This is a genomic window from Streptomyces sp. CB02400 (genome assembly GCF_001905725.1).
Classification (GTDB): Bacteria; Actinomycetota; Actinomycetes; order Streptomycetales; family Streptomycetaceae; genus Streptomyces; species Streptomyces atrovirens.
Genome location: NZ_LIWB01000012.1, coordinates 128,688 through 152,997, shown reverse-complemented (window position 1 = coordinate 152,997; position 24,310 = coordinate 128,688). Strand labels below are relative to the sequence as shown.

General features: G+C 73.6%; 23 protein-coding genes. 8 read left to right on the top strand and 15 right to left on the bottom strand.

Annotated elements, in window-relative coordinates:
* Positions 1–12 precede the first annotated feature (12 nt).
* Together AMK33_RS26530 and AMK33_RS26525 are read left to right on the top strand one after the other, a co-directional pair.
* The gene (locus AMK33_RS26530; RefSeq protein ID WP_073935483.1) at positions 13–489 is read left to right on the top strand and encodes a DinB family protein; all 477 of its coding nucleotides are present in this window, start codon (positions 13–15) and stop codon (positions 487–489) included.
* A 34-nt stretch (positions 490–523) separates the two neighbouring features.
* Positions 524–1,423: an NAD-dependent protein deacetylase gene (locus AMK33_RS26525; RefSeq protein ID WP_073935482.1), complete on the top strand. Its 900-nt coding sequence runs from the start codon at positions 524–526 to the stop codon at positions 1,421–1,423.
* 31 nt (positions 1,424–1,454) lie between these two features.
* Here the strand turns inward: AMK33_RS26525 and AMK33_RS26520 are convergent, their stop codons facing one another.
* From AMK33_RS26520 to AMK33_RS26480, 9 genes are all read right to left on the bottom strand, one after another.
* A complete protein-coding gene (locus AMK33_RS26520) occupies positions 1,455–4,517 on the bottom strand; it encodes a hypothetical protein (protein ID WP_073935481.1) in 3,063 nt (1,020 codons plus the stop codon).
* A 2-nt stretch (positions 4,518–4,519) separates the two neighbouring features.
* Entirely contained in the window at positions 4,520–6,349 is a 1,830-nt protein-coding gene (locus AMK33_RS26515; protein WP_073935480.1) for an HSP90 family protein, read from the bottom strand.
* A 58-nt stretch (positions 6,350–6,407) separates the two neighbouring features.
* Positions 6,408–7,391 carry a hypothetical protein gene (locus AMK33_RS26510; RefSeq protein ID WP_073935479.1) on the bottom strand — a complete coding sequence of 328 codons (984 nt, stop codon included), beginning with the start codon at positions 7,389–7,391 and terminating at the stop codon, positions 6,408–6,410.
* 143 nt (positions 7,392–7,534) lie between these two features.
* Positions 7,535–7,942: a RidA family protein gene (locus AMK33_RS26505; protein WP_073935478.1), complete on the bottom strand. Its 408-nt coding sequence runs from the start codon at positions 7,940–7,942 to the stop codon at positions 7,535–7,537.
* 167 nt (positions 7,943–8,109) lie between these two features.
* On the bottom strand, positions 8,110–8,505 hold the full coding sequence (locus AMK33_RS26500; RefSeq protein WP_073935477.1) for a hypothetical protein: 396 nt from the start codon (positions 8,503–8,505) through the stop codon (positions 8,110–8,112).
* Positions 8,489–8,980 carry an RNA polymerase sigma factor gene (locus tag AMK33_RS26495; RefSeq protein WP_073935476.1) on the bottom strand — a complete coding sequence of 164 codons (492 nt, stop codon included), beginning with the start codon at positions 8,978–8,980 and terminating at the stop codon, positions 8,489–8,491. The genes AMK33_RS26500 and AMK33_RS26495 overlap by 17 nt, the downstream gene beginning before the upstream one ends.
* A 101-nt stretch (positions 8,981–9,081) precedes the next feature.
* A complete protein-coding gene (locus AMK33_RS26490; protein ID WP_073935475.1) occupies positions 9,082–9,696 on the bottom strand; it encodes a class F sortase in 615 nt (204 codons plus the stop codon).
* Complete coding sequence (locus AMK33_RS26485) at positions 9,693–10,040, bottom strand: Tat pathway signal sequence domain protein (RefSeq protein ID WP_073935474.1); 348 nt, start codon at positions 10,038–10,040, stop codon at positions 9,693–9,695. The genes AMK33_RS26490 and AMK33_RS26485 overlap by 4 nt, the downstream gene beginning before the upstream one ends.
* 247 nt (positions 10,041–10,287) lie before the next feature.
* Positions 10,288–10,878 (bottom strand): TetR/AcrR family transcriptional regulator, encoded by a 591-nt coding sequence (locus AMK33_RS26480; RefSeq protein WP_073935473.1) that lies wholly within the window; start codon positions 10,876–10,878, stop codon positions 10,288–10,290.
* A gap of 162 nt (positions 10,879–11,040) precedes the next feature.
* Between AMK33_RS26480 and AMK33_RS26475 the strand changes: the two genes are divergently transcribed.
* On the top strand, positions 11,041–12,060 hold the full coding sequence (locus tag AMK33_RS26475; RefSeq protein WP_073935472.1) for an aldo/keto reductase: 1,020 nt from the start codon (positions 11,041–11,043) through the stop codon (positions 12,058–12,060).
* A gap of 127 nt (positions 12,061–12,187) precedes the next feature.
* Positions 12,188–12,637 carry a spore-associated protein gene (locus AMK33_RS26470; RefSeq protein ID WP_073935471.1) on the top strand — a complete coding sequence of 150 codons (450 nt, stop codon included), beginning with the start codon at positions 12,188–12,190 and terminating at the stop codon, positions 12,635–12,637.
* 78 nt (positions 12,638–12,715) lie between these two features.
* On the opposite strand, the gene AMK33_RS26465 is transcribed toward AMK33_RS26470, so the two are convergent.
* On the bottom strand, positions 12,716–13,747 hold the full coding sequence (locus AMK33_RS26465) for a saccharopine dehydrogenase family protein (protein ID WP_073935470.1): 1,032 nt from the start codon (positions 13,745–13,747) through the stop codon (positions 12,716–12,718).
* 121 nt (positions 13,748–13,868) lie between these two features.
* Here AMK33_RS26465 and AMK33_RS26460 point away from each other — a divergent pair, with 121 nt between their 5' ends.
* Positions 13,869–14,852: a helix-turn-helix domain-containing protein gene (locus AMK33_RS26460; RefSeq protein ID WP_073935469.1), complete on the top strand. Its 984-nt coding sequence runs from the start codon at positions 13,869–13,871 to the stop codon at positions 14,850–14,852.
* Positions 14,853–14,867: 15 nt separating this feature from the next.
* On the opposite strand, the gene AMK33_RS44760 is transcribed toward AMK33_RS26460, so the two are convergent.
* From AMK33_RS44760 to AMK33_RS26435, 5 genes are all read right to left on the bottom strand, one after another.
* A complete protein-coding gene (locus AMK33_RS44760; RefSeq protein ID WP_073935468.1) occupies positions 14,868–18,557 on the bottom strand; it encodes a tetratricopeptide repeat protein in 3,690 nt (1,229 codons plus the stop codon).
* 3 nt (positions 18,558–18,560) lie between these two features.
* On the bottom strand, positions 18,561–18,884 hold the full coding sequence (locus tag AMK33_RS26450; RefSeq protein ID WP_073935467.1) for a trypco2 family protein: 324 nt from the start codon (positions 18,882–18,884) through the stop codon (positions 18,561–18,563).
* A gap of 47 nt (positions 18,885–18,931) precedes the next feature.
* Entirely contained in the window at positions 18,932–19,153 is a 222-nt protein-coding gene (locus AMK33_RS26445) for a hypothetical protein (RefSeq protein WP_073935466.1), read from the bottom strand.
* 96 nt (positions 19,154–19,249) lie between these two features.
* Positions 19,250–19,492 carry an acyl carrier protein gene (locus AMK33_RS26440; protein ID WP_073935465.1) on the bottom strand — a complete coding sequence of 81 codons (243 nt, stop codon included), beginning with the start codon at positions 19,490–19,492 and terminating at the stop codon, positions 19,250–19,252.
* A 75-nt stretch (positions 19,493–19,567) separates the two neighbouring features.
* Positions 19,568–19,984, bottom strand: coding sequence for a ribosomal maturation YjgA family protein (locus AMK33_RS26435; protein WP_073935464.1), 417 nt, complete (start codon positions 19,982–19,984; stop codon positions 19,568–19,570).
* Positions 19,985–20,314: 330 nt separating this feature from the next.
* On the opposite strand from AMK33_RS26435, the gene AMK33_RS26430 reads away from it, so the two are divergent.
* The 3 genes from AMK33_RS26430 (at position 20,315) to AMK33_RS26420 (ending at position 24,126) form a co-directional block, all read left to right on the top strand.
* Complete coding sequence (locus AMK33_RS26430; RefSeq protein ID WP_079194971.1) at positions 20,315–22,051, top strand: ABC-F family ATP-binding cassette domain-containing protein; 1,737 nt, start codon at positions 20,315–20,317, stop codon at positions 22,049–22,051.
* Positions 22,052–22,212: 161 nt separating this feature from the next.
* Positions 22,213–22,656, top strand: coding sequence for a glutaredoxin domain-containing protein (locus AMK33_RS26425; protein WP_073935463.1), 444 nt, complete (start codon positions 22,213–22,215; stop codon positions 22,654–22,656).
* Positions 22,657–23,103: 447 nt separating this feature from the next.
* Complete coding sequence (locus AMK33_RS26420) at positions 23,104–24,126, top strand: LacI family DNA-binding transcriptional regulator (protein ID WP_073935579.1); 1,023 nt, start codon at positions 23,104–23,106, stop codon at positions 24,124–24,126.
* Positions 24,127–24,310 lie beyond the last annotated feature (184 nt).

Below are 24,310 nucleotides of genomic sequence, written 5' to 3'. Positions count from 1 at the left end.
CAGGGAGACACCATGCGTCGCGACACCCCACCGCCCCGCACCGGGAGCAGCGAGGCCGAGGTCCTGCGCGGCTTCCTCGACTACCTGCGGAACTCCGTCTCCGCGAAGGTCGAGGAAGCCCCCGAACCACAGGTCCGGACCGCCTCGGTGCCCTCGGGCACGAACCTGCTCGGGCTGCTCAACCACCTCACGTTCGTCGAGCGGGCCACGTTCCTCGGGGAGCGGGTCACCGACTGGCAGGCCACCTTCCACGCCGCGCCCGCGGACAGCGTGGCCGATGTCGTCACCCGCTACCGGCAGGCGGTCGCCCGGGCGAACGACGTACTCGACGAGTGCGCCGACCTCGGCGCGCCGGTCCCCCGTCCCCGGTCGAACGGTGCCGCTCCGAGCGTCCGCCGGGCGCTCACCCACATGATCGAGGAGACCGGCCGCCACGCCGGCCACGCGGACATCCTCCGTGAACTGATCGACGGGGCGACCGGACGCTGACCTTTCGGGAGAGCGGGCACCGTACCCTGGCGGCATGCGCATGCGCCCCACTCTGAGCTGGACCCCCGAAGAGGACCTGCCGCCGGGCTCCACGGACCTGGAGCCGGTCGCCGACGCGCTGGGCGCCGGCGGTGTGGTGGTGCTCAGCGGGGCGGGCATCTCCACCGAGTCGGGCATCCCCGACTACCGTGGCGAGGGCGGGAGCCTGAGCCGCCACACGCCGATGACCTACCAGGACTTCACCGGCAGCGACCGGGCCCGGCGCCGGTACTGGGCGCGCAGCCACCTCGGCTGGCGCACCTTCCGCCGGGCCCTGCCCAACGCCGGGCACCGGGCCGTGGCCGCTTTCGGGCGGCACGGCCTGCTCTCGGGTGTGATCACACAGAACGTCGACGGTCTGCACCAGGCCGCCGGCAGCGAGGGCGTCGTGGAACTCCACGGCGGCCTGGACCGGGTCGTCTGCCTCTCCTGCGGCGCCGTCGGCCCGCGCCGCGAACTCGCCCGGCGGCTGGAGGAGGCCAACGCGGGCTTCGCTCCGGTCGCCGCGGGAATCAACCCCGACGGTGACGCCGACCTCACCGACGAACAGGTCGGGGACTTCCGTGTGGTGCCCTGCGCGATCTGCGGCGGCGTCCTCAAACCGGACGTGGTGTTCTTCGGCGAGAACGTGCCGCCGGGGCGGGTCGAGCACTGCCGCACACTGGTCCGCGAGGCGTCCTCGCTGCTCGTACTCGGGTCATCGCTGACGGTGATGTCCGGGCTCCGGTTCGTCCGTCAGGCCGCCCAGGCCGGCACACCGGTACTGATCGTCAACCGGGACCCGACCCGGGGCGACCGGCACGCCGTCACCCGGGTCACGCTCCCCCTGGGAACGGCCCTCACCACCGTGGCCGACCGGCTGGGCGTCCCGCTGGACGACCGGACGGCAGCCTGAGCGGCTGCCTCCGTCTCCGCCGCCCGCCGCGTCACTCCTCGTCGCGCAGCCGGGCCGCCAGTGAGGTCAGCGGCTCGGCCTCCCCGGTGTGGCCCAGCGCGGTGAGGCGGGAGACCGCCGCGTCGAGGCGGGTGAGGGCCGGGGCGGCACGGTCCAGGTAGATGCCCTCCACGGCACCCGCGAGGCGGACGCACTCGGCCCACTCACCGACGTGCTCCTGCTCCGCCCCCGGTTCGCCCAGCAGGGCGAGGGCCTTCTCCAGAGCGGTCAGGGCGTCCTCGTACTCACCGGCGTAGGCGTTGACCCGCCCGTGTTCGTAGGCCAGGGCGACGTCCAGGGGACGGCCGTGGACCTCGTACCCGACGGCGCGGGCCTCGTCGGCGATCCGGCCGGCGTCGGCGAGGAAGGCACGGGCGCCGGCCAGGCCCTCCGGGCCCTGCCGCTCCGCCTGGAGCCGGGCGAGTTCGCGCAGGCAGTTGCTGAGCTGCTCGTGGCGCGGATCCTTGGCGTGGGCGGCGAGTGCCTGGTCCGCGGCCTCACGAGCACGGCCGAACTCACCGGATTCGCCGAGGAGTACGGCTGTCTCGGCCGCGATCATGGCGTGGCTGCCCGGGTCGTCGTCCCAGCCGGCCGACTCGGCCGCGAGGGCGACGAACTCCGCCGTGGCGGCCTTGAGGTCGTCCCCCGCGTGCAGCGCACGGGCACGGGTCAGCCGCAGTTGGGCGACGAGCCGGTCGTCCGGCTTCCCGGCGGCGACGTCCGGTTCGGTGAGCAGGGAGTCGAGCAGCGCGATGCAGTCCTCGACGCGGCCGAGGTCGAGGCTGAGCTGGGCCGCGTTGCTGTAGGTGCAGTACGCGTCGAACCGGCTGCCGCCGCGGAGGTCCAGCTCCGCGGAGCGGGTCAGGTGCCGCAGCGCCTCGTCGGGGCGGCCCAGGTGCATGCAGGCCCCGGCCAGGTCACTGTGGAGGCGGGAGGTGTCGACCGTGTCGGCCGGCCAGTCGGCGGCCAGCCGCAGGCCCTCGGCCAGGTCCGTGTACGCGGCCTGCGCGTTCTGCAGGCCGAGCTGGAGCCGGCCGCGCAGGGCGAGTGCGCGGGGCAGGTGCCAGGCCGGGCCGTGCGCCTTGAGCCGGTCGAGGGCGACGTCGGTCTCGGTGAGTGCGGCGGGCAGGTCGCCGGACATGGCGTACGTGGTGGCCCGCAGCAGCAGGGCCCCGGCGATCTGCGCGTCGACGTCGTGCCGGGTGGCGAAGGTGTGCAGCAGGTCCACCTCGGCGAGGACCGGCGCGATGTGCTCCTCGTCTCCCGACGTCTGCAGGCGCATGCCGAGCGCGGTGGCCCGCAGCCGCAGCAGGCGGGCCTCCTGGCGCGGGGTGAGACCGGGCGTCTCCTCGTGCAGACGGACCAGGGAGGCGTGGGCGGCGGTCAGCGCGGCGGCCTTCGCATCGGCGCCACCGGTGCTCTGCGCCTGGACATCATCGGCGCGCTTCGCCCCAGCCGCGTCCGTGCCCTGCGTCCCGGCGGTGTCGGCACCGCTGCCCTGTGCCGTGTCGGTGCCCTGTGCCCCCGCGTCGTCGTCGGTGCCCTGCGCCGAGAGCTCCGCGGTGGCGAGCAGGGCGCAGGCGCGGGCGACTGCCGCGTGGCCCGGCTGCCCGGCGTCGTCGTACAGGCCCGCGGCCTCCTCGTGGAGGGCGGCGGCGTCGGCGAACTCGTCCTTCTCCCGGGCCCGGCCCGCCTCGTCGTCCAGCAGGTCCGCGTGCAGCCGGACGAGCGGGCCCACGGCCGGGTCGTCGGGGTGGGTGTAGCCGCGGGCGGCGACGAGCGTACGCAGCCGTGCCCAGCAGGCCCGCGCGTCCGGGTGCCCCTGTTCGTCCAGTTCCCGCGCACGGACGATGAGTTCGGGCAGCGATTCGGGGACGGCGGGGGCCGTCCGGGTGGTGGGCGCGGCGACCGGGGCCGCCGGGGCCACGTCGTCGAGGGTGCGGGTGCGCAGGGTCAGTTCCAGCGCGTCCAGGAGGGGGGCGCGGTCGAGGCGAACTCTGCGGCGGTCGGTGTGGGCGGTGGTGCCGTTGCGGGCGTCGAAGCGGGCGGCGAGGTCGTCGGCGCGCTCCCGTACCTCGGCGCGCAGGCCGGTCACCGTCCAGGTGCGGCCCGCGAATCCGGTGGCGGGCAGTTCGCCGTGGCCGAGGAGTTCGACGCGCTGGAGGAGGACCTCCACGCCGGTGAGGAAGTCGAACTGCTCCCGCGGCGAGTCCACCTCGTCGAACAGGCTCCGGTTCTCGGCGAGGAGTTCCAGGCCGCGTGCCTCGTTGCCGGTCAGCGCGCAGAACTCCAGGTGCCGGCCGACCTCCCCGGACATCGAGGGGTTGCGGCGGCAGCCGCGGTAGCCGGCGAGGTGCAGTTCGCGTGCCTCGTCGGTGCGGCCGGCCCGCAGCAGGGGCAGCAGCGCGTACGAGAAGGAGCGGGCCGGCTCCTCCTGGCAGGACTCCTTCCCGGCCAGGACGGGCTCCCAGGCGCGCAGCGCCCGCTCGTCGTCGCCCGCCGCCAGGTGGTGGAGGGCGCGCTCGCAGATCTCGCAGGCCTCGCAGTCGCTGAGCCCGGTGCGGGTGCGGCCGGCCCACAGCTCGTAGGCGAGGGCGGTGTCCTCGCCGATGTGGGCGGCGAGCTGGTAGGCCTGTCCGTAGTAGGGCTGGAGGCCGAGGCCTGCCTTCTCGTAGCGGTCGCGCATCTCCGTCAGCCACTGGCGCAGGCTGGCCAGCGGGATCTCGGGCAGCGCGCGCAGGGCGTTCGCCACCCACTTGAACCGCCAGAACAGCGTGTGGCGCAGGCGCTCGTCGAAGACGTCGGGCTGCTCGTCGAAAAGGGTGAGCAGGCGGGCGAAGACGACGGGCGACTTCCGGGGTTCGGAGCCGTAGGTGTACGCCTCCTGCAGTTCGAGGAGTGCGCGGACGAGCGGGACGGGCTCCTCGAACTGCTCGGCGACGTCGACGAGTTCCTCGGCGGTGACGGTGCGGGCGCGGCCGTAGGGGCGCCGGCGGTTCTCCTGGAGCGCCTCGTACAGCTCGTCGGTGCTCTGGGGATGGGGTGCGGTGGGCATCGTCAGCTGTCCTTGCGGAGGGCGTGGGCGAGAAGGTCGAGGAAGGAGCGGTTGATGAGGCTCGACTCGGCGGGTTTGAGCGGTCGCCGGGACAGCAGCGCGGCCTGTCCGTAGAGGGCTTCGGCGCTGGTGCGGGCCAGCTCGGGCTCGTCGATGGCGACGGCGGTGCGGACCAGCGGGTTGAGCTGGTTGAGGATGAGCTGGGCCCGCGGCGCCTCCTGGCGCAGGGCGCCGAGGATGTCGCCCCACAGGCCGCCCTCCTGCTCGCGGGCGAGCTGGGAGCGGGTGCGTTCGTGCCGGGCCTCGCGGCTGTCGACGAGGAGGGCGGGGGCGGAGGCGGGGTGGAAGGTGCGCAGCGCGACGTCGCAGTCGAAGACGGCGAGGGCGTCGCGGGCCTGGGCGAGATAGGCCGCGGCGGCCAGTTCCGTCTCCCGGTCGACGGGGTCGAGGTGGGCGGTGAGGGTCGCCGGGTCGAGGTCGGCGACCGTGACCTCGGACCTGATCTCCGGCAGCCGGTGGACCAGTTCACGGTCGTAGGTGTAGCCGCCGTTGACGACGCCGAGCCCGGCGGCCGAGGCGATCGCCGCGACCTGCCGGAACTCCTCCACGCTCGAGGTCACGAGCACGGTGCGGTGGGTGCGCGCGAACTCGTCGAGGGTGGTGTGCCCGTCGGTGGTCTCGAACGGCAACCAGGGCAGCAGCATCCGCAGGATCTCGTCGTCGTGCACCGCGAGCGACTTCACGGCCAGGTGGTGGGCCTGGAGGAAGCGGGCCAGCAGGTCCGGGTCGCTGGCGGCGGCCCGGGCGATCCACGCGCGCAGCCGCTCGGCGAGGGCGTCGCGGACGGCGGCGAGGGTGTCGTCCTCGTACAGGGACTCGCGGGACGCGGTCGGGCGCAGGCTCTCGGCGTCGATGACGCAGCGGACGAAGAACGCCCACTCGGGCAGGATCTCGTCGGCCTGCTCGGACAGGAGCATGCCCTTGACGTGCACGCGGTGGCCGTGGCTGCGGCCGGCCGGCACCGTCTCGGGCAGCACGCACGCGATGCCCTTCAGGCCCACGGCGGGCAGGTCCAGCTCGATGGTGTCGAGCGGCTTGAATCCGAAGACCTCCTCGCCGTACGCGGCCAGCGCGCGGGAGCGGGCTCCCGGTGTGGGGTACGTACGCGCCCAGGGGGCGAGTTCGGGATTGACGGACGCGGCGCCCGTGCCGTCGTCGAAGGTCACCGGGTGGCGCAGCAGGGAGCCGAAGTGCCGGGCCAGCGCGTGCACCTGCGCCGGGCGGGTCCACTCGCCCGCGTCGGTGCGGGGCGTCAGGGTGACGGTGGTGCCGGGCCGGGGGCGTGCGGTGGCGGGCAGGACACGGACGGTGTAGCTGCCGTCGCCGCGTCCCCGCCACTCCACGGCGGGCGCGTCGGGGGTGCGGGCGGAGCGGCTCAGGACGTGGATCTCGTCCGCGACCAGGAAGCAGGAGAGCAGTCCGATGCCGAACTGACCGATGAAGTCGCCGCGTTGCTCGGCGATCTTCTCGGCGCGCTTGCTGCTGCGGCCGATCGTGGCGAGGAAGGTGTGCACGTCGGCCTCGGTGAGGCCGACGCCGTCGTCCTCGACGCGCACCACCGTGCCGTCGGCGTACAGGCGGACACCGAAGGCGTCGGTGGGGGCAGCCGGTTCGAGGGCGTGCCGGGCGGTCAGCGCGTCCACCGCGTTCTGCAGGAGTTCGCGCAGGTAGACGCGGGGGCTGGAGTAGAGGTGGTGGGAGAGGAGGTCGACGAGGCCGCGCAGGTCCACCTGGAAGGTGCGATCGGCGGCGGTGTTCTCGGGCAGGATCATCGGCGGTCCGGGTGGGTGAAGGGGTGGGGCGGCGACGGGAGACGGAGAACCGGAAGGCTCAGAAAGCCTTGCGGAAGCGCGCGTACGCCTTCTGCGGGTCCGCCATGAACGTCCACGGCCACTCGGTGAACGCGCCGTCCAGCTCGCGGAAGACGTTCGAGGCCTTGCTGCTGCCGGCCAGTGAGAGGGCCATGGCGAACATGTTGTAGTCGCCCTGCCAGCCCAGGCCGCGCTCGTACGCGTGGTGCAGGATGCTGCGCTCCGCCGCCTCCCTCAGCTCGGTCCGGATCCTGGGTTGCTGCAGGCAGTCGCTGTCGTCCGACTCCACCCATTCCTCGACGTACGCCATGGCGACGACGCAGCCGAGCCGGTGGCCGTCGGGCGCGGCGGCGAAGGCCTTGCGGGCGAACTCCAGGGCCTGCCCCGGCTCACCGCCCCAACGGGGCTGCAACTGCGCCAGCCGCTCGGTGTGGATGTCCAGGTCCAGCGGGTCGCGGCGCAGGCCGGCGTCGAACCGGGTCTCGTTGACGGCGGGACCCAGCGACATACCGCGCCCGGAGGTGAGGAGCTGGCGCCACGGCGTGACCCATTCCGGCCGCAGCTCGGCGGCCTCGAACAGCTGCTCCTCGGCGATGTGGAGCCGCTCGTGGAAGACCCGCCACTGCTCCTGCGTGACGTGCACGGCACGTGCGGCGGTACGTGCCTCCCAGCCCCAGCTGATGTGACGCGCCCCGGATATCAGCAGGGCCGTCGCCCGGTGTTCCTCGTCCTCCTCGACGGCCCGGCCGATCCAGTCCTGCACACCGTCCAGTTCGGCCAGTTCACCGAGGATCCGGTGGTCGCGGCCGAGGTCGAAGGGGGCCAGCGCCTCCTTGACCGCCGCCCAGTCACCCGCGTCGGCCGCCTCCACCAGCGCGAGCACCCGCGCGTCCCCGAGCGCGCGCAGCGTGTACGTCCCGTCGCGCCGTCTGCGCGGGACGGGAAGGACGTGCGGATCCGCCGCCGGTCTCTCCGCACTCCCGCCGAACAACCTGCCGAACATCCCGCGCCCTCCCCTGGTCCCGCGTGATCATCCGGTGCAGCATAAGCGACCCCACCGACACCGCTTCCACAGGGTTTTCACCGGCGCTTCACGATCCGGGCGCTCCGGCCGGCGCGGGCGCCCGGAGCGGCGCGTGAAGCCCGTCAGTCGAGGACCGCGGTGGCCTCGATCTCGACGAGATGCTCGGGGACGTCGAGTGCCGCCACGCCCAGGAGCGTGGCCGGCGGGACCGGGGTGACTCCCAGCTTCGCGGCCGCGCGGGAGATTCCCTCCAGGAGCAGGGGCATCTTGTCGGGGGTCCAGTCGACGACGTGGACCGTCAGTTTCGCCACGTCGTCGAAGGAGCCGCCGACCTCGGCCAGGGCGGTGCCGATGTTGAGGTAGCACCGCTCGACCTGCGCGGCGAGGTCGCCCTCCCCGACCGTGACCCCCTCCGCGTCCCAGGCGACCTGCCCCGCGATGAAGATCAGTTTCGACCCCGAGGCGATGGACACCTGCCGGTAGACGTCGATCTTCGGCAATCCGTCGGGGTTCACCAGAGTGATGGCCATGCTGCCCGCCTCCTTGTCGCGCGAGACCCTTGTGGTCTCTCCTGGTTACTGAGGAACCATAGGAAAGTGATCGCTGACATGGAAGAACGCACTTTCCAGTGACTGAGGAACCTCATGGTGACCGAGCAGTTCAAGGGATGCGAAGGCCGCGAGGACGGAATCCGGGTTCACCTCGGGCCGGGGACGGGGGCGACCTCGGTCACCGGGGTTTCGGAACCGTCGGTCGGGGCCCGGGGGGTGGGGTGGGCTTCGGCGGGTTCCGGTGACACCGACGGAGTGGGCGTGGCGGAAGGGCTGCTCACGGGCGGCGGGGCGAGAGGGACCGACGGGGACACCGGATCGCCGGGGGTCGACGACTGCAGCGGCAGCACGACGAGAACGGCGACGGCGCACGTCAACCCGGCCCCGACCGCGGCGCGGACCAGCCGACGCCGCGCCGCGCCGCGGCGGATCTCCTCGTACCGGCCGGGGGGCGGGCCGAGGTAGTCGGAGGTCGGCCGCAGGATGACGGCGAGGGGGTCGTCGGGTTCGAACTCCGGACCGTCGTCAGAGCGTGTGATCAAGGCTTCTCCTCAGGTGGGCGCGGAGCAGTTCCCTGGCCGCGTGGAGGTCGGCCTTGACGGTTCCTTCCTTGCGTCCGGTCACCGCGGACACCTCCCGGATCGGCATGTCAGCGTAGTAGTGCAGCAGGATCGGGACACGCAGTCGTTCCGGCAGCGACTGCACGAGCAGACGTACGGACGGGTCGGACTGTTCGGTGTGCGGGCGGACGGCGGTCTCGGTGGTGACACGGCGCACGGCCCTGCGTTCGCGTTCGAGTGCGCGCCAGTGGTCCCGGACGAGGTTGGCGGCGGTGACGTAGAGGAAGCCCCGTGGCTCGGCCACGGACGTCCAGCGGGCCCACAGCCGGGTGAACGCCTCCGAGGCGATCTCGTGGGCCGTCTCGTCGTCGTCGACCAGCCGGCGGCACCAGCCGGCGAGGCGCGGGTAGAGGGCGGCGAAGAGTTCGGACGCTGCCTGCTCGCGGGACCGTTTCAACGCTCTCCATGGTCGTGGCGGTACTGGTGTCGTGGGACCCGTCGCGGGCCGGTTCCCGGGCCGCGGGCGCACGGCCCGCGGCCCGGGAACGCGGTGGCGGATCAGGGACTCGCGGAGGTCAGCGCGGCGAACACGATCACGTTGTCGCGGTACTCGTCGCCGGTGCGTGGGCCACCGCACGTGATGAGCCGCAGCTCCGGCCGGCCGACGTCACCGTAGACCGCGTCCGTCGGGAAGTCCGCCTTGGCGACCGTCCGGACCGAGTAGACGGCGAACACCGCCGCGGTGCCGTTCTCCAGGCGTGCCACGACCCTGTCCCCCCGGCCCAGACGTGCGAGGTGCCGGAAGACGCCGTCCCCGTGGGCGCCGACCGTGACGTGGCCGAGGATCACCGACGGGCCGGTCTGGCCGGGCGTCGGCGAGTGCCGGTACCAGCCCGCCCGGTCATGGGCCGTGACCGGAGGCACCTGGACCGTGTGGTCCGGGGCCAGCCCCAGCCGGATGACCGGCGTGTCGACCCCGATGTCCGGTATCTCCAGCCCGACCGGGACCGAACGCCCGAGGGCACGCGCCGATTTCCCGGTGGACCGCGCGGACGGTGTCGTGCTCCCGGGGTGTCCGGCCGGGGACCGGCCGGTCCGGTGGCCGCCTCCGCAGCCGCCGAGGAGCGCGGCCGTCGCCGTGATGGCGAAGGCACGCCTGGAGAGCGACGTCATGCCGTGGTCGCCCGCCGGCGACGTACGAGAAGGGCCGCCGCGCCGCCGGCGGCGAGCACCGCGGCGGCGCTCCCGCCGATCAGCGCGCCGTCGGTTCCGGACTCCGCGGACGCGACGCCGGTGTCGGGCGCACCGCTCGGTACGACGGTGACCTCGCCGGGAGCCTGCGCTTCGCTCTCGGCCGGTACGGGGCTCGGGTCCGTGGCGTCGGCCGGGGCCGGCGACTCGCTGGGGGTCACGGTGGCCGCGGGGACCGGGGACGGCCCGTCGGCGAAGGCGGGCACCGTGCTCGCCAGCACGGCGGTGCAGGCAAGTGCCGTGGCGCTGAGGACAGTTCGGCGCATGGGTCGCTCTCTTTCGTCGCTCCGCCCGCAGGATGACCTGGCGGGCTGGGTCATGGATCGTGCGAAGAGACGGGACAGCGACGGCACGGGTTGTAAAGAGAAGGCAAAGTCCCGTGAGGGAAAGGCCGTTGCCGGGCTCGGCGGAGACGGAGGACCTGACCGTGCGCCGCCTTCCCACCCGCAGGACAGGGGACCGGTCAAAGGTGTGACACGTTGTGCGCTGCCTCCCTCACCGCCCGGGAAGGCGCTACCGGGGTGACCGCAGTCCCGCGACGAGGAGCCCGACCAGTCGGCGTGCGTCGTAGCGGGGGTCGCTCTCCGCGCCGATGCACAGGTTTCCGACGCCGCGCATGAGCGCGTAGGCGTCGATGTCGGAGCGGATCTCACCGGCCGCCGCGGCGGCTTCGAGCAGTTGGGTGCAGACCGGCACGAGACGGTCGAGGAAGTAGGTGTGCAGGGCGTCGAAACCGGCCTCGTCGGAGTGCAGCACGGCGGCGAGGCCGTGCTTGGTGACCAGGAAGTCGACGAAGAGGCCGATCCACTCCCCCAGTGCCGCGTGCGGAGTCGCGCCGGCGGCCAGCAGGGCCGGGCCGGCTTCGGCGCAGGCGTCGACCTGGTGCCGGTAGACGGCGATGATGAGGTCCGCCCGCGTCGGGAAGTGGCGGTAGATCGTGCCCAGCCCGACTCCGGCCCTGGCCGCGATGTCGCGGACCGGCGCGTCCACGCCCGACGCGACGAAGACCGCGGCGGCGGCGTCCAGCAGGTTCTCCTTGTTGCGCCGGGCGTCCTTGCGCCGGGACGGAGCCGCGCGCCCGGCGCCCTCGTCACTGTCGCTCACCGCGCCGCTCCTTCCGCTCATCACCGCTTGCCAAAACGGAACGGTGTTCCGTATCGTTCCGGAACACGGTTCCGTTTGCTCATGATGCCAGAGCGGGCGCCCGGCCACCAAGCCGTGTGCCGCCATGCCGTCACACACTTCCCGTACCGAGGAGACACGACCATGCAGTACCGCACCTTGGGCCGCACCGGCGTCCAGGTCAGCACCCTCGCGCTCGGCGCGATGAACTTCGGCAGGATCGGACGCACCCCCCAGGACGAGGCCACCGCCATCGTCGACGCCGCGCTGGAGGCCGGCGTCAACCTCATCGACACCGCCGACTGGTACGGCGAGGGCGAGTCGGAGGAGATGGTCGGCAAGGCCATCGCCGGCCGCCGCGACGACATCGTGCTGGCCACCAAGGCCAACATGCCCATGGGCGACGAGCGGAACCACCGGGGGAGCTCGCGCCGCTGGCTGGTCACCGCGCTGGACGACAGCCTGCGCCGTCTCGGCGTCGACCATGTCGACCTCTACCAGATCCACCGGTGGGACCCGGCCACCAGCGACGAGGAGACCCTGTCCGCCCTGACCGATCTGCAACGCGCGGGGAAGATCCGTTACTTCGGTTCCTCCACGTTCCCCGCGTACCGCGTCGTGCAGGCCCAGTGGGCCGCCCGCGAACACCGTCTGAGCCGCTACGTCACCGAACAGCCCAGCTACTCCGTACTGCAGCGCGGGGTCGAGTCCGACGTCCTGCCCGTGACGGAGGAGTACGGGATGGGGGTGCTGGTGTGGAGTCCGCTGGCCTCGGGCTGGCTGTCCGGCGCCGTCCGCAGGGGCAAGGACGTCACCACCCACCGCTCGGCGTTCATGCCGGAACGCTTCGACACCGCCCTCCCCGCCAACCGGGCCCGGCTCGACGCCGTCGAGCAACTGGCCGGGATCGCCGACGCGGCCGGCCTGACGATGATCCAGCTCGCGCTCGGTTTCGCCACCGCGCACCCGGCCGTGACCGGTGCCCTCATCGGGCCGCGCACCCTGGACCACCTGCGCTCCCAGCTCGCGGCCGCCGACACCGTGCTCCCCGCCGACGTACTCGACGCGATCGACACCGTCGTCGCCCCGGGCACCGACCTGGCCGCACACGAGAAGTACGACACTCCGCCCGCGCTGCTCGACGCGTCGCTGCGGCGCCGCTGACGGATCTCCCGCCGTGAACCCGGGGACCGGGCGCAGGAGTTCGCCGTCGAACACGGCACAACCCTTCGCCCGGTCCGCGGGTCACACCAGACAGGAGCAACCGCTCCAAGAGTCGCAAGGGGGAAATATGAGACTCAGTCGTTCCGTCCTGACCGCCTCCGCGCTGGCCGCCCTGTCGGTGGGGGCCACGACCGCCCTGGCGTCGCCGGTCTCGGCCGCGCCCAACACCACACCGCAGAAGGTCTGCGGAAGCGGCTACAAGACCGTGAACTCGGCAGCCGTCGGCTCACTGGGCACCGTCTACCTGACGTACAACTCGGCCAACGGCCGGAACTGCGTCGCGACCATCCGCAACAACCCCGGCACCAGGCTTGACATGTCCGCGTGGATCTATGTCCCCGACACCGAAGAGGGTGCCCAGGACGACGGGCAGTTCACGTCGTACGCGGGACCGGCCTACGTCTACGGCAAGGGCCACTGCGTGGACTGGGGCGGCGGCATCGACAACGTGTACGTGCAGGTGTACGGCTCCAACTGCGGCGCCCTGAAGGAGCACCGGGTCACCTTCACCCGCTGACCCGCGCCTCCCGACGGACCGCTTCGCCCTGACAGGACCGCAAGGCCCTGCCAGGGCTCCGCCGCGTCACCCGGCGTCTCACGGACTCAGTTCCAGGGACAGGTGCGAGGACAGGGCGCCGAGGAAGTCGGGCGCGTCGAAGAGCGCGCCGGCGGAGGCGACACCGGCCGTTCTGGTCCGTCCCGTGAGGATGCGGTCCACCGCCTCCACCACGAGCGGCGCGGTGACGGCGTAGATGTCCCGGCCCCGGGCCGCGGCGCGCCGTTCGCTGCCGCCGGAGCGCACGACGACGTCGACGAGGAAGGTCTGTGCGGACCGCCCCTGTTCGTCGGCCGCGGCCGGTGCCGGGGTGTCCGGGTCCGACAGGTCCCTGGCCGCCTCGGCCGTCATGTAGGTGCGCACCTCCGGGACGGACAGGTGGCTGGGCACGGTGACGGCGTCCGCCATCGTGAACTCGCCGATGACGGTCCGGGGGCCCATCGGGTGGGGGAAGGGCCACTCCAGCGTCGGCAAGTCGTCGTCGTGGTACTCCAGTCGCCCGCCGGCGTACCGGACGCGCCGGCCACCCCGGCGCTGCCGGGACATCGCGCCCGCCGCGCGCGTTCCTGCGGTGGGATGCCAGCCGCTGAGCCCGTAGGCGATGTGCGCCTCGTCGGCCGCCGTCCAGTCGCCCATGGCCGCGGTGACCAGCAGATCGCCGAGGCCGCCGTAGAAGGCCATCGCGGGGACGATCACCGCTCCCGCGGCGCGGGCGCGGTCGGTGAAGCGCGTGAACGTGTCGGCGTTGGCCTCGATCTCGGCCGCCACGTCCACGTACGGGATCCCGGCGCGCAGCGCCGCCTCGATCACCGGTGCCGCCGTCGTGGCGAAGGGCCCGGCACAGTTGACCACGGCCGCCGCGCCGGCCAGCGCACGGTCGAGCGAGACCGGGTCGTCGACCGACGCCGGGCGGACGTCCGTGCCGGGACGGGACGCCGCCAGTTCCTTCAGTCTGTCCGCGTCCCGGCCGGAGAGAACCGGGACGAACCCGCGCTCCCGCAACTGCGCCACCACGAACCGCCCGGTGTGTCCGTACGCGCCGAACACCACCACCGTGCGTTGCGAACCCATGGCTTCTTCCCCGTTCCCGAATGACCCGTCGTGCTCTGTCGTGATCTCTCGTGGACATCCTGTCGGGGGTGGGGCGGCCCGCACGAGTGTCCGGAACGCCATGGCCCGTACAATTCCGGACGTGACCACTGTCGCGCTGGCCGTCACCGACGGAATGCTGCACTTCGAACTGTCCGTTGCCCACGAGGTCTTCGGCACCGTCCCGGCGGGGGTGCCGGACCCCTGGTACGACCTCGTCGTCTGCGGGCCGGACGCCGTGCGGGCCGGGCGGTTCCGGCTGGAACCCGACCACGGCCTCGACCGGCTCCCGTACGCCGACACCGTGATCGTCCCCGGATGGGCCGACGTCGACGAGGCCCCGCCCGCCGACCTGCTCGACGCGGTGCGTGCCGCGCACGAGGCCGGTGCCCGTGTGGTTTCCCTGTGCACGGGCGCGTTCGTGCTGGCCGCCGCCGGCCTGCTCGACGGGCTGCGCGCTACCACGCACTGGGCGCACACCCGGGTCCTGGCCGAGCGTCATCCCCGGGTGACGGTGGACCCGGACGTCCTGTACGTGGACAACGGCAGCGTGCTGACCAGCGCGGGGAAAGCCGCCGCGCTGGACCTGTGCCTGCACCTCGTGCGCCTCGACCGCGGCGCGTCGGTCGCCAACACCCTCGCGCGCCGCCTGGTCGTGCCGCCGCACCGCCACGGCGGCCAGGCCCAGTTCGTCGCGACGCCCGTGCCGGCCCCGGGCAACCACCCTCTCGCCGGACTGCTGCCCTGGGTGCTCGAGCGGCTGGACGAGCCCTTGACCGTCGAGGACCTGGCCCGCCAGGCGCGCATGAGCTCGCGCAACCTGGGCCGCCACTTCCGGTCGGTCACCGGCACCACCCCGCTGCAATGGCTGCTGACCCAACGGATCCGCCACGCACAGGAGTTGCTGGAGACCACCGACGACGGCATCGACAGCATCGCGGCGGCCACCGGCATGGGCACCGCCACGACGCTGCGCCGGCACTTCAACCGCACCGTCGGCGTGCCTCCCGACACCTACCGCCGCGCCTTCCGCTCACGGACCCACCCCCACGCCACGACGCCGGCACGCGGTCTTCCCGGAGAGTGACGGGCCCTCTCTGTCTCAGGCGGAATCCCCGCGCCAGGTGAGGGAGTCGAGGAGAGCGCGGGTCTCCCCGACGCTCTCGGGACGGGCTCCGGACGCGAAGAGTCCGAGCGCCTCGCGCAGACGGACCCGTCCCGCCTCCACCCGGCCCAGATCGCGCAGCAGCTGGCCCCACACCACGAGGCTGTCGCCCAGGTCCGCCGCGAAAGCCTCAGGATGGCGTCCGGCGAGCGCCCGGTAATGCCCGACGGCCTCCTCCGCCAGCGCCGCGGCTTCGTCGAGGCGGCCGAACTCGCCCAGGTCGATGGCCGCGTTGTAGACGGACAGCGCCAGATCCGCCAGGGTGGTGTCGTCGTCCTGGTTCAGGGCGGCCGTACGGGCGAGGGCGACGGATTCGAGGGTGACCCGCACCGCGTCGTCGAGGCGGCCCAGTTCGACGAGGATCAGGGCCTGGTTCGTCAGCAGCCGTGACAGCTGGGGGCGGTGGCGGCCGGGGTCCGCCTCCAGGAGCCCGCGGCCGTGCTCGACCGCCTGCTCCGATCTCTCCAGGGCCTCTTCGTGGCGGCCGGTGTTGTTGAGCCTCAGGGCGAGGGTGTCGAGCAGCCGGGCGGAGATCTCCGCCGTGTGCCCCGCCCCGGAGTGGAGGTGTTCGTCGTAGAGGCGGAGCGCCTTCTCGGCCATGTCCAGGGCCTCCTGGGCGTCCCCCGCCTCGCTGAGCGCGTGGGAGAGGTTGGCCATGACGCTCACGGTGTTCACGAGATGCGCGCGGGGGTTGCGCTCCACCAGTTCGTAGAGGTGCGCGACGCTCCTGCGGCCGGCCACGACGGCCTCGTCGTCGCGGCCCACCTCGCTGAGGCAGACGGACAGCGCGTTCCAGACCTTGGCGAGGGTCTCCCGCCGGGACCGGTCGGCGGGGTCCGTCCCGTCGTCGGCGAAGAGCGCGACCGCCCGCTCGGCCGTCCGCAGCGCCTCGGCGTGCCGCGCCAGGTCGGTGAGTGCCCCGGCACGGGTCAGCAGCGCGGCGGCGTACCGGTCCGCGGGGGCGCCCGGCATCGCCTCCCAGACGAGCAGCGCCTCGTCGACGATGTCCACGGCCTGCTCGGGGTCGCCCGCTTCGAGCAGGGTGGCGGCGAGCGCGGCCAGGGCGACGGCGAGTGCGTGGCGGTCCTGGGGGGAGCCGTTCCCTGCGACGTCACGCCGGATGCGGACGACCCGTTCGACGGTCTCGATCGCGTCGGTCGGTCTGCCGGTACGGGACTGCGCGTCGGCGAGGGTGAGGAGGGCGGGGGCCGTCTCCCCCGGGGTCGCCTGTCCGCTGTCCACGGCCGTGCGCCACAGCTCCACGGCCTCCTCGGCGAGACGGAGGGCGTCCGGGTGGAGGAGGACCTGACCCAGGTGGACGGCCTGGTTGGCGCAGGCGCCGGCCAGTTCGGACACGTAGCGCCGGCCGTCCTCCGCGGCGACGACGGCCCGCCAGTACTCCAGGGCCGCGTCACCGGTGCTGATGGCCTTCTCGTAGTCACCGGCGAGTGCCGCGCGGGTGGCGACGGCGTCGATGGTCCGGGCGGTGGCGGCGAGCGGCGCGTGTCCGTGCTTGCGTTCGACCCGTACCAGGGAGCGGGTCAGCCGGGCGCTCAGGATGTCCGACGCCCGGCGGAAGGGCCCCGGCGTCAGGGGGAGCCGGTCGAAGAGGGTGAGGGCGAGGGCGGTCGGGATGCGGCCGTTCTCGAGTACGGCGGTGAGCGCCCCGCGCAGCGGTTCCGGCGGGTCGGTCCGGCCGGCCACGGACAGGGCTCCGGGCGCGTACTGCTCGGCGCGGGTGAGCACCAGGGCCGGCAGCACCGTGGCGAGGCGCGGCTGGTGGGCCATGGCCCGGGTCAGCACGGTCAGGGCGGCCTCCAGGGAGGTTTCGCCCAGTTCGGGGAGCAGGTCGAACAGCGGGTCGTCGGCGCCGGTGATCTGCCGGCCGACGAGGTGCTCGGCGATCCGGTCGGGCTGCAGGGAGCCCCAGACGGTTGTGCCGGCCGGCGGATAGAGGGCGCGCAGCCAGCGGCCGGCCGCCGTCACGGTGGCGGTCTGCCCGGCGAAGGCCGCCGGAAGCACGGTGCGCAGGACCCGCTCGGCCTTCGCCTCGGTGTCCACCGCGCAGAGCGCGGCCGCGGCGACGGCCCGGTCCAGCACCCGGTCGGGCAGGCGCAGCCCGCATTCCTCGGCGTGGCGTGACCAGTAGCGCCATTCGTGGTGCAGGAGTACGTCCTCCGGGGACTCGCCCGGCCGTCGGGGAACCGGCGCGGGTCCGGCCTGGAGGAGGTCGGTCAGGGCCCGGGTGTGCAGGGCGAGCACCGCCTCCGCCGGACCGTCCGGCCCGGTGACGTCGGGCCCGGTCCGCACGAGCCGGCCGGCGTGACGGTGCCAGGGGACACCGTCGTGGGAAGGGATGCGGCTCAGGGCGGTGGCGTAGGCGTCGAGCGCCCGGCGGTAGGCCGCCGACCTGCCCTGCGGGGTCGTCTCCAGCGGTCCGAGTGCGTCGGCCCGTACGTCGCGCAGGGCGTCCTCCAGCAGGGCCGAGGTGCCCTTGGCGATCCGGGACCACCAGTCGCCGCACGTCCGGGCCAGCAACAGCAGGCGGACGGCGGTGCCGTGACGGTTGGCCAGCGCGTGTTCGATCAGGGAGCGCACCTGGTCACCGCGTGTCTCCGCGTAGTCGACGACGAGCACCGTCGGCGTGGACAGCGTGTGCAGCACGGTGTGGCCGGGTGCGGTGGCGGACGGACCGTCGTACGTGACCCATGCGGCCAGCCGCCGCTCCCGGTGGAGCCCGGCCACGATCTCGCGGGCCAGGCGGGTCTTGCCCTGCCCCGCCGGGCCGGTGAGGATCCGCACCCCGAATCCGGGTTCGCGGCACCAGGCGTCGAGTTCGGCGCGTTCCCTCTCGCGTCCGTGGAAGGGCACGACCTCGGAGTCGGCCCGCAGCAGGAACGAGGGCGACCGCACCTCGGTGGGGCGGTCCGCGGGAGCCGACAGGTCCGCGAGTTCGACGGATTCCAGGACGGGCGACCGCCCGGTGTCCTCTTCCACCGCCTGGCGGAAGGCGTCGACGGCCAGCAGGTCGACGGCCCGCACGGCATCGACGCGGGCGCTGCGGAAGGCTCGTGGGTCCTCGACGATCAGGCCCACCACCAGCCCGCCCGACAGGGCGACGGCACCCGACATGCCCGACCAGGGCGAGGGAGCGACGTGCCGCGCCCGGACCGTGCCGTGCACCTCCACCTCGTAGCGGTGGCGCAGTACGCCCGTGCCCGGATCGATGCTGCCGGAGAGCTGGTCGGTGTCGCGCAGGCCGTTGTCCTGCCGCTGGGACATCGGGAACCCGGACGCCGCGCACGGCACTCCGGGTGCGGAGCCGCTGAGCACGCCCCAGCGCACCCCGGGCTCACCGGGCGGGGGTCGCCACTCCGGGTCGCTGATCTCCAGCAGCGCGGCGTCCATCCGCCGGTCCAGCCGGCACCAGACGGTCCGCACCTGCCACCGGCGGTCCTCGGTGAGCAGGCGGACGAACAACTCCGTGCCGGGCCCGCCGGTTTCCGGCTGGACCACATGGGCCGCGGTCAGTACGAGAGCGGGCCCTACCCGGTACCCGGATCCGAACGACCAGCCGCCGTCCGGTCCGCGGGCCCAGACCTCCACCACACGCGCGTCCGGGACCACCTCTCACTCACCGCGCGGAGTGACGGCCGCCTCCTGTGAGGTGATGCGCAGGGGCTGCCCTTCTGCGGTGACCGGGGTGAGGGACACGAGCATCCGGTGGGTCGTACCGGAGGTCCTCGTCCCCCGTCCGCCCGCGGAGAGCACCCAGACCCGCACACCGCCGTCCGCGCCCTGTTCCTTGCGGACGTCCACGGTGAACTCCAGCTCGACCGGGCCGACATCGAAGCGTACGTCGGTCCCGTCCCCGTCGGCGACGGCCTCGGCGAGTTCCCTGCGCACCGCGCGCACGGCCTCGGCGAGCCCCACCCAAGCATCGTCGACCGTCATCCTGCCCCAGCCCCTCCCGCTGCGTCGCGACGTCCCCAGCGTACCGATCAGCCGTGAGCGCTCCACACGTCCGGGCCGCCGCCGCGCCACTCGACCGTCGCGGACCGGCGCAGCCAGTCGTCGTCGACGCTCTCCAGCCCTTCGAGGCGCAGGAACTCCACCACGTCCAGCAGCCCGTACGCCATCCCGAGGAACCGCGCGCCGCCGCGGACGCGCCGGCCGCCGTCCTCGCCGGGCGGGTAGATCACGATGGGTTGATCGCTCGCCATGGCACCAGCGTGCAACGGGTGGCGTCCGCCCGCATGCCGGGGGCCCGGCCGGCCGCCCCGGTGCCGGCCGGGCGGGGCTGTGACGTACCCGTGCCGTCAGCCGACGGCGGGGCCGGCCTTCTCGGTGCCGGACAGCCGGGCCAGGTACCGGTGGCAGCGGGCCGCGCGTTCCGAGTCCTGTTCCATGACCTCCCTGAAGAAGTCGGCGATCTCCTTCTGGTCCGCGTTCTCCGCGTCGCGGACGTACTGGCCGTAGTCGTGGCCCGCCTTCAGCGAGTGGTACTGCACGGAGATCAGGTCGTACACGACATCGCTGAAGCCCGTCTCGCCGGTTGCCATGAGCCCTCCTGCGCGTGGGGGAACAGGTCGAGGGCCGGGTATCACCTCCCCGCCCGGTGAAACCGGCACCGTGTGTCACGGCGCTCCGGCCGGCACCGCGCGTCCCCGTGCGAGGAGCCAGCCGGTGATCGCGCCGATCATGTACCAGAACAGGTCCGGCGCGTTGAAGGTGGAACCGAGGACCAGGCGGGCCGCGGTGCTGTGCCGGGAGAGTTCCGCCGGCACCCCGGTGAGCTGCAGGAACTCGATCCCCCAGCTGACGGCGAGCGCGACCCCGGCGGCCCTCGCTGGTGTCGTCCTCGGCGCCACCAGGACCACCAGGGCGAAGATCAGGAGGGTGTAGAGGGCGTCCCCGCCGTACTTGGCCACGTCCCCCGTCGCCACGGCCCGCAGGCCCAGTCCGGCGCCTACGGTCACCAGCGCGGCCACGGCTGCCGCGACACGGGTCCGTGCCGGATCGCTGCCGGGGCGGGTTCTCAGGAAGAGTGCCATGGTCGTCATGATCCCGCAGTGGCGCCCGGCGGCTCACAGCGGTGCCGGGCATCTCGCAGTGGTGCCCGGCGCGAGCCGGCGTGCCGGTGCCCGGGGACGGCCGCCCCTCCGCGGACCGGGCACGGCCCGGTCGTGCTCGTCGAAAACCGGAGGAACCAGAGGCGCCGGCCCTGTTAAGGTGCTGGGCATGGCACGAGGTATCTGGTCGCAGAAGGTTCGATCCGCCCGCTGACGGCGGCGCCTTCTCCCTGAATCAGCGCACGCCGTTCCGGTCCCTGCCGGGCGGCTGTTTAGTGCTGCCCGGCTCCACTGCGAGCTGCGGAGCATCCGTTGAACCCCACCCCGACCCCCGAAGCCATGTCCCTGCCCGTCGAGGCGGGCGGCAGTGCCCACGTCCGCGCCGACGGTGTCACCGTCACCCGTGGCTCCCGGCGCGTCCTGAACGACGTCTCGGTCACCGTCTCCGCCCGGTCGCGGATCGCCGTCGTCGGCGAGAACGGCCGCGGCAAGACGACCCTGCTGCACGTCCTCGCCGGGCTGATCACGCCCGACGCGGGCGCCGTGCACCGGACGGGTACGGTCGGTCTGGCCCGCCAGGAGCTGTCCGCGCGCGACGGTGAGACCGTCGGCACCCTCACGTCCGCGGCGCTGGCCCCGTCCCTGGCGGCCCTCGCCGCGCTGGACGAGGCGGGCCTCGCCATGGCCGAGGGCGACCCCGCCGCCGACGACCGCTACACCGCCGCGCTCGACGCCGCCACCCGCCTCGACGCCTGGGACGCCGAACGCCGCGTCGACGTCGCCCTGGAGACCCTCGGTGCCTGCACCGACCGGGAGCGGCCGCTGTCGGCCCTGTCGGTCGGGCAGCGCTACCGCGTCCGGCTGGCGTGCCTGCTCGGTGGGCGGCACGACGTCCTGCTGCTCGACGAGCCGACCAACCACCTCGACTCCGGCGGCCTGGACTTCCTGACCCGCAGGCTCCGCGAACACGACGGCGGTCTCGCCGTCGTCAGCCACGACCGGGCGCTGCTGCGCGACGTCGCGGACCGGTTCCTCGACCTCGACCCCACTCGTGACGGGAGGCCGCGCCTGTACGCCGGCGGCTACGACGCGTGGGAGGAGGCCCGGCGTCGTGAGCGTGAACGCTGGGAGCAGGACCACGAGCAGCAGCAGAGCGAGCACCGGCGGCTGCAGGACGCGGTGTCGCGGGCCCGCGACCGGCTCTCCACCGGCTGGCGGCCGGAGAAGGGGACCGGCAAGCACCGGCGCCAGTCCCGCGCGCCGGGCGTCGTACAGGCCCTGAACCGGCAGCAGGAGGCGTTGGACGCGCACCGGATCGACGTGCCGGAGCCGCCGCCCGCCCTGCGGTGGCCCCGGCTGGGTGTCCGGCCGGGCGCGCCGCAGCTGCGGGCGCACGGTGTCGCCGTGGACGGGCGGCTGGCCCCTCCGGTCGACCTCACCCTCGACGGCGGCGAACGGCTGCTCGTCACCGGGCCCAACGGCGCCGGGAAGTCCACGCTGCTCGCGGTGCTCGCCGGCGTCCTCCGGCCCACCGACGGGCACGTGTGGACGGCGAGCGGGGCGCGGGTGGTCCGGGTCACCCAGGAGACCGCCGGACAGGACCCCCGGCTCACCGCCCGCGAGGTGTACGACCGGCACGTCGGACGGCTGGTGGCCGGCGGGGTGCTCCGGGACGGCGAGGCCGTCCCGCTGGGGTCCCTCGGGCTGCTGGACTCCGACGCGACGGGCACGCCGGTCGGGCGGATGTCCCAGGGGCAGCAGCGGCGTCTCGACCTGGCGCTGGCGTTGTCCGGGCGGCCCACGCTGATCCTGCTCGACGAGCCGACCAACCACCTGTCGGCGCCGCTGGTCGACGAGCTGACCGGGGCGCTCCGCGACACCGGCGCCGGCGTCGTCGTCGCCACCCACGACCGTCAGCTCCTGCGGGACCTCGCGGACTGGCCGCTCCTGCGGGTGGACGGAGCACCGACGCCGGACGCCCGCCCCGGCGTGCCGCGTCCGGCCGCACGGGAGGAACCGGCGCCGGGGACACGCCGTACACCGTCCTGACGCACCGCCTCCGCCGGCGAGGGCGGCTCCGGGCCGGGGCCGCCCTCCCGGTCCGGCGGACGGCGGCTTCCGCCGGAACCCGCGCCGACGTCGTGGCGGGCGGCCGGGGAGCGCGAGGCGCGGCGGTGGTGTCCGCGGGTGCCCCGATAGCCTGCGTCCTCATGATGCGCGTTTGGGTCCTGCCGATGCTGTTGGTGCTCTGCGGCTCGGTCGTCGCGGCCGGGCTGGTCCTCGCCGGCCGTCCTGGTGCGGCCGCAGCGCTTCTGCTGGTGCTGCCGGTGTTCGCGGGCGTGAACTCGCCCCTTGTCTTCCCGAGGTCGATCGGCGCTCCGGAGGCACGACGCCGCAGCGCGGTCGACGGGCGGCCGGTCGTCTTCTGGCGGCCCGGCTGCACGTACTGCCTGCGGCTGCGTATCCGACTGGGCCGTGCCGCCGGGCAGTTGCACTGGGTGAACATCTGGCGTGACCCGGACGGAGCGGCAGCGGTGAGGGCGGCCAACGACGGCGACGAGACCGTGCCGACGGTCGTCGTCGGGGGCCGGCCGCACGTCAACCCGGATCCCGCGTGGGTCCGCGAGCAACTCTCCCCTCCGTCCGCGCCGTAGGAAGCCGGAGCGGCACCGGGAGCACCGGATCCGGTGGTGCCTGCGCCCGGGAGGCAGGCGCCGTGGTGTGCGGGTGCCGGCGGCGCGACACCGGGGCGGGGACCGCCGCCACGGCGACGGCTGCGGCGGCGAGCGCCCAGGGCGTGCCGGAGGCACGGTCCGCGTCGACGACGTGGTCCACCGGCCACGGGCCCGGGCCGACCGTCGCCAGGACGAAAGCCGACGCTTGTCCGACATCCTTGGTCTGACTGGAGGTTCGCGGGGCCGGGGGACGGCCTGTGGACTCGTCGCCCGGCTTGTACGACGTCGCAAGCCCCCGCCGGGACGACGGCACAACGCCGGTGCCGCTGTCCGGAACCGGTCGCCGTCCAGGTGTGAAGCGTGTGCCAAGTACGGCCGTTCCGGCACCCGGTGGCCGTAAGATCTAGTGATCTCGTGGGGGTGGTCATGCGCAGGCAGCGTCCCGGTACACCGACGCTGGAGGAGGTGGCCGCGCTCGCCGGTGTGGGGCGGGGCACCGTCTCCCGCGTCATCAACGACGCGGCGGGCGTGAAGGATTCGACGCGCCGTGCCGTGCAGCGCGCCATCGACGAGCTGGGGTACGTCCCCAATCTGGCGGCCCGTTCGCTGGCGGGCCGGCGTGCCGACGCCGTCGCGCTGGTCATGACGGAGCCGGACTGGCGGCAGTTCGGTGAGCCGTTCTTCTCGGAGATCGTCCGGTCCGTCGGCGACGCGCTGACCGACACCAAGGTGCAGCTGCTGCTCACCCTGGTCCGTACGGACGCCGAGCGGCAGCGCCTCGTGGAGTACGCGCGCGGCGGCCGGGTCGACGGCGTGATGCTGATGTCCGTGCACGCCGAGGACGCGCTGCCCGACATGCTGGCCGAAGTGGGGCTGCCCACCGTCCTGTTGGGGCGTCGCTCGGGCGAGGAGAGCGTGACCTACGTCGACGCGGACAACGCCGGCGGCGCCCGCGGCGCGGTGGCGCACCTGCTGGGCCTCGGACGCCGCTCGATCGCGACCATCACCGGGCCGCTCGACATGTACGTGGCCCAGTGCCGGCTGCGCGGCTACCGCGAGGCGCTGGAGCGGGCGGGCGCCGAGAGCAGGGCGGCCTGGACCGTCGAGGGGGACTTCTCGGCGGACAGCGGACGCCGGGCGATGGCCGAGCTCATCGAGCGCGCCCCGGAGATCGACGGTGTGTTCGCCGCGTCGGACACCATGGCCGCGGGCGCGCTCGACGCCCTGCGCGCGGCGGGACGCCGGGTCCCGGAGGACGTCGCGGTGATCGGGTTCGACGACTTCCCGCTCGCCCAGCACACCGCTCCGAAACTGACGACGGTGCGCCAGCCGTTGGAGGAGATCGGCCGGACGATGGTGCGGCTGCTCCTGGAGGAGATGGAGGAGCCGGAAGTGGCCTGGCGGCACGTCATCCTCCGTACGGAACTGGTACTGCGCGGCTCCGCCTGACCCACCGTTCCACTCCCCCCTCGTCCGTCTCATGGGTCACGGCGTCATCGAATGTTTCGGGAGCGCTCCCGAGGCGGACGGCCTTTGTGGATCAACTCTCCGACCTGCGGCTTCGAATTTAATTCGACAGTTTCCCGCGCACAGTCTTGTCAGGGACATGGGTAGCTCCTACAGTCCCGTCCCG